This window comes from Bradyrhizobium sp. P2_E8, assembly GCF_056403875.1.
In genome coordinates this window covers 1-4,007 of record NZ_JBFUES010000727.1, presented here as the reverse complement: position 1 = coordinate 4,007, position 4,007 = coordinate 1, and the positions used below count along the sequence as shown (strand labels likewise).

The window sequence follows — 4,007 nt, the reverse complement described above, 5'->3', positions numbered from 1 at the left end:
CTCGGTCTATTTCCCCGACCGCGTCGTGCCGATGCTGCCCGAGCGCATCTCCAACAATCTCTGCTCGCTGGTGCCGGGCGAGCCGCGCGGCGCGCTCGCGGTGCGGATGGTGATCGGCCCGGACGGCCGCAAGCGCTCGCATACCTTCCACCGCATCCTGATGCGATCGGCGGCCAAGCTCAATTACGCGCAAGCGCAGGCCGCGATCGACGGCCGGCCGGACGACACCACCGGCCCCCTGCTCGATCCGATCCTGAGGCCGCTCTACGCCGCCTATGCCTGCGTCAAGCGCGCGCGCGACGAGCGCGATCCGCTCAATCTCGATCTGCCCGAGCGCAAGATCCTCCTGAAGAGCGACGGCACCGTCGATCGCGTCGTCGTGCCTGAACGTCTCGATGCGCACAAGCTGATCGAGGAGTTCATGATCCTCGCCAACGTCGCGGCCGCCGAGATGCTGGAGAAGAAGTCGCTGCCGCTGATCTACCGCGTGCATGACGAGCCGACGCTGGAGAAGGTCCACGCGCTCGCGGAGTTCCTGGAGACGCTCGACGTTCCCTTCGCCAAATCAGGCGCGCTGCGCCCGGCCCTGTTCAACCGCGTGCTGGCGCAGCTCGAAGGCCACGACCACTTCCCGCTGGTGAGCGAAGTCGTGCTCCGCGCCCAGGCGCAGGCCGAATATTCCGCCGAGAATTACGGTCATTTCGGCCTCAACCTGCGCCGCTACGCGCATTTCACCTCGCCGATCCGCCGCTATGCCGACCTCGTCGTGCACCGCGCGCTGGTCCGCGCGCTCGGCCTCGGCGAAGGCGCCCTGCCCGACAGCGAGACGCCGGAAAGCCTCGGCGAGGTCGCCGCCCACATCTCGGTGACCGAACGGCGCGCGATGAAGGCGGAGCGCGAGACCGTCGACCGGCTGATCGCCCATCACCTCGCCGACCGCATCGGCGCCAGCTTCCAGGGCCGCGTCTCCGGCGTCACGCGCGCCGGCCTGTTCGTCAAGCTGAGCGAGACCGGTGCCGACGGCCTGATCCCGATCCGATCCCTTGGCACGGAATATTTCAACTATGACGAGAGCCGCCACGCCCTCGTCGGCACGCGCAGCGGCACCATGCATCAGCTGGGTGACGTGGTCGACGTCCGTCTGATAGAAGCAGCCCCCGTCGCAGGCGCGCTGCGCTTCGAGCTGCTGTCGTCGAGCGGCGAGACCGCGCCGCAGGGCCGCAGGCGGCCTGGTCCGCAACGCCGCCCCTCGCTCAAGGCACATCCCGGACGCAGTCCGGCGAAGAAGCACAAGCCGGCGAAGTCGAAGAAGCCCGGCAAGGGCAAGAAGAACAAAGGAAAAGGCAAGGGCCAAAAGGGCAAGGCATGGTGACGATGAGCACGGCCCCGAAGATCTGGACGCGCGAGACCGGCCTCGTCGAGAAGCGCGACGTCTGGACGGCGATGAAGCGCGGCTTTCGCGGCCGCTGCCCGCGTTGCGGCGAAGGCAAACTGTTCCGCGCCTTCCTGAAGACTGCTGATCATTGCTCGGTGTGCGGCCTCGACTTCACGCCGCATCGCGCCGACGATTTGCCTGCCTATCTCGTCATCGTCATCGTCGGCCACATCGTGGTGCCCGGCATCCTCTGGATCGAGACCAACTACACGACGCCGGTCTGGCTCAGCTTCGCAGCCTATCTGCCCTTCACGTTCTTCGCCTCGCTCGCGTTGCTCCAGCCGGTCAAGGGAGCCGTGGTCGGATTGCAATGGGCTCTGCGCATGCACGGCTTTGACGACAACCCTCCGGATGGTATTCCGCCGGTGTAAGCAAATAAGAAGCGTTGGGTGAGGACATGACGGATACGGCGCAGGTAGCGGACAAGGCAAAGGTCCACGAGGAGAAGGAAGCCGACCATCATCCCTATTTCCGTCCGAAGGATGCGGCGACACTGATCCTGGTCGATCGCAGCGGCACCATTCCAAAAGTCCTGGTCGGCAAGCGCCACGACAAGGTGGTGTTCATGCCCGGCAAGTTCGTCTTCCCCGGCGGCCGTGTCGACAAGGCCGACTACCGCGTCCCGTGTGCCGCCCCCATCACCGCCGAGCTCGAAGCCAATCTCGCCAAGGGCAGCCCGAAGACGCCGGCCTCACGTGCCAAGTCGCTGGCGATCGCCGCGATCCGCGAGGCCTGCGAGGAGACCGGCCTCTGCCTCGGGCGCAAGGCTGAGGGCAAGGCCAGGCTCGAAGGCCCGTGGCAACCATTCGCTGATGCGGGCCTGCTGCCCGACCCCTCGAGCCTGTTCCTGATCGCGCGCGCCATCACCCCGCCCGGCCGCGTCAAGCGCTTCGACACCCGCTTCTTCACCGCGGATGCCTCCGCGATCACCCACCGCGTCGAGGGCGTGATCCATGCGGATTCCGAGCTGGTCGAGCTGGTCTGGGTCGAGCTCGGCTCGAAGCCGCTCGCCGATCTGCATCCGATGACCCGCAACGTGCTCAACGAGCTCGACACGCGCCTTGCCACCGGCCCGCTTCGCCACGATGCGCCGGTGCCGTTCTTCCATTTCTACGGCGGCAAGATGCAGAAGGATATTTTGAGCTGATCCAACGGACATCGCCGAAGGCCGCCACAAGCGGACTTCGGCGTGCACCTATCAACTCCCTGCTCACGCGATGAGCAAACTCAGCGCGGCACCTCTGAAGGCGCGGTCTTCGCGGCCGCCTTGTCCGTGACCGACAGCCCAATGTCGGGGCCATGAAAGCTGCTCCAGCCCACGCGCCGTCGCAGAGTTGAAGGACGACCAGCGGGGAGAGTCATGATGGCGGTACAGTAGACCGCCGGGGCCCATGTCCGGATAGATAGCGACGTGAATATCGAAACCGTCGCCTGCTGGAAGATCGGGTCCAAGCCAATAGGATGGACTGCGCCCCGGCTCACGACCAACGATGGCCGTCAGAGTTTGCTTCGGTCCCCGAAGCCCAAGCCAGAACGGCGCGATCGAACCAGGCGTGAAAGCCGTAAAGATCGTCTGAGCCGATGCGACATCGGTCGCAGCGCTCTGCCCTGCCAATCTCAGCTCGATCGCGTCTCCGCTCTGCACGCATCCGCTGAACGGCGCTTCGACATCTCCGAGCGGCAGTTCCCTCCACCGAGCGGGATCAGGATTGGGCAGCGGCCATTCCATCCTCTCCCTGACGGCACCGCAGGTATCGAGCACCTGATAACGCAGGCCCTTCTCGTCAAGCGCTGCTTGAACGCAATGCAGATACTCGACGCCTTCCGGCATCCTGTGAGCCGTTCCCGCGCCCGCGGTGCAGATCTGCAGGACGCCGCGATGCGCCTGTACGTCGAAGGCGAGGATGTGGCTGCACAGGTAGGCAAGCACGTTTTCGTTCACCAGGATGTCCCAAAACGGGCGAGAATATTCGTGGCCGATCTCGCGCTGATACGTCCCCGTAAAGCCGTTGACGGGAAACACCGGGTGATGGCCAAGGACGAGCTTATGTCGCGCATCGCCATGCTCTCTGAGCGTTGTTTCCAGCCACGCGAGCTCGACATGGCCCTCACCTCCAAGGCCGCTCCAGAGCGTGTTGACGAACACCATCAGAAGGTCGCCGCGCCGCACGAGGTAGGAGAGACCAGCCTGCCCCGGCGGCCCATTATTCGGCAGGTCAAGCACCGCGCGAAACGCGGCCTCGCTCATCGCGTCATAGGTCGTGTGATTGCCAGTCGTGTGCCAGATCGGGGTGGCCGCACGGTCGAGCCATGCCATTTCGGTGTCCAGCCAATATCGCCACTGCGCGCGCAGAGCGTCCGGATCCGCTGCAAGTCCGATGATTTCATCGCCTGGAAAGAGAATGAATTCAGGCTGCGGTCTCAGGCGTTGAACGACTGCGTTGACCGAGGCGAAGGTCTTTTCGTGCAGTGCGCCCGGCACGCCTGAACAGGAGTCGCCATACAAGAGAAATTGGTGGCCCTTGCCGCGCGGCAGAATCGCGGGAATGGAATTATTCGCAGAGTTCATGGC

Annotated in this window: 4 protein-coding genes; 3 read left to right on the top strand and 1 reads right to left on the bottom strand. The window is 64.9% G+C overall.

Annotated features, from left to right (window positions below):
• From AC1D00_RS30505 to AC1D00_RS30495, 3 genes are all read left to right on the top strand, one after another.
• Positions 1–1,372: ribonuclease R family protein (locus AC1D00_RS30505; RefSeq protein ID WP_477013219.1), on the top strand; the 1,372-nt coding region annotated here is incomplete at its 5' end.
• Complete coding sequence (locus AC1D00_RS30500) at positions 1,366–1,806, top strand: DUF983 domain-containing protein (protein WP_027547209.1); 441 nt, start codon at positions 1,366–1,368, stop codon at positions 1,804–1,806. The genes AC1D00_RS30505 and AC1D00_RS30500, both read left to right, overlap by 7 nt.
• A gap of 26 nt (positions 1,807–1,832) precedes the next feature.
• Positions 1,833–2,582: an NUDIX hydrolase gene (locus tag AC1D00_RS30495; RefSeq protein ID WP_477013218.1), complete on the top strand. Its 750-nt coding sequence runs from the start codon at positions 1,833–1,835 to the stop codon at positions 2,580–2,582.
• Between the two features lie 63 nt (positions 2,583–2,645).
• Here the strand turns inward: AC1D00_RS30495 and AC1D00_RS30490 are convergent, their stop codons facing one another.
• Positions 2,646–4,004, bottom strand: a complete 1,359-nt coding sequence (locus AC1D00_RS30490; RefSeq protein ID WP_477013220.1) for a metallophosphoesterase family protein — start codon at positions 4,002–4,004, stop codon at positions 2,646–2,648.
• Positions 4,005–4,007: the final 3 nt, after the last annotated feature.

Bases quoted from the DNA above. Each gene is read 5' to 3' on its own strand.
- AC1D00_RS30500 (WP_027547209.1), top strand. From the start codon at position 1,366: ATGGTGACGATGAGCACGGCCCCGAAGATCTGGACGCGCGAGACCGGC.
- AC1D00_RS30495 (WP_477013218.1), top strand. From the start codon at position 1,833: ATGACGGATACGGCGCAGGTAGCGGACAAGGCAAAGGTCCACGAGGAG.
- AC1D00_RS30490 (WP_477013220.1), bottom strand. From the start codon at position 4,004: ATGAACTCTGCGAATAATTCCATTCCCGCGATTCTGCCGCGCGGCAAG.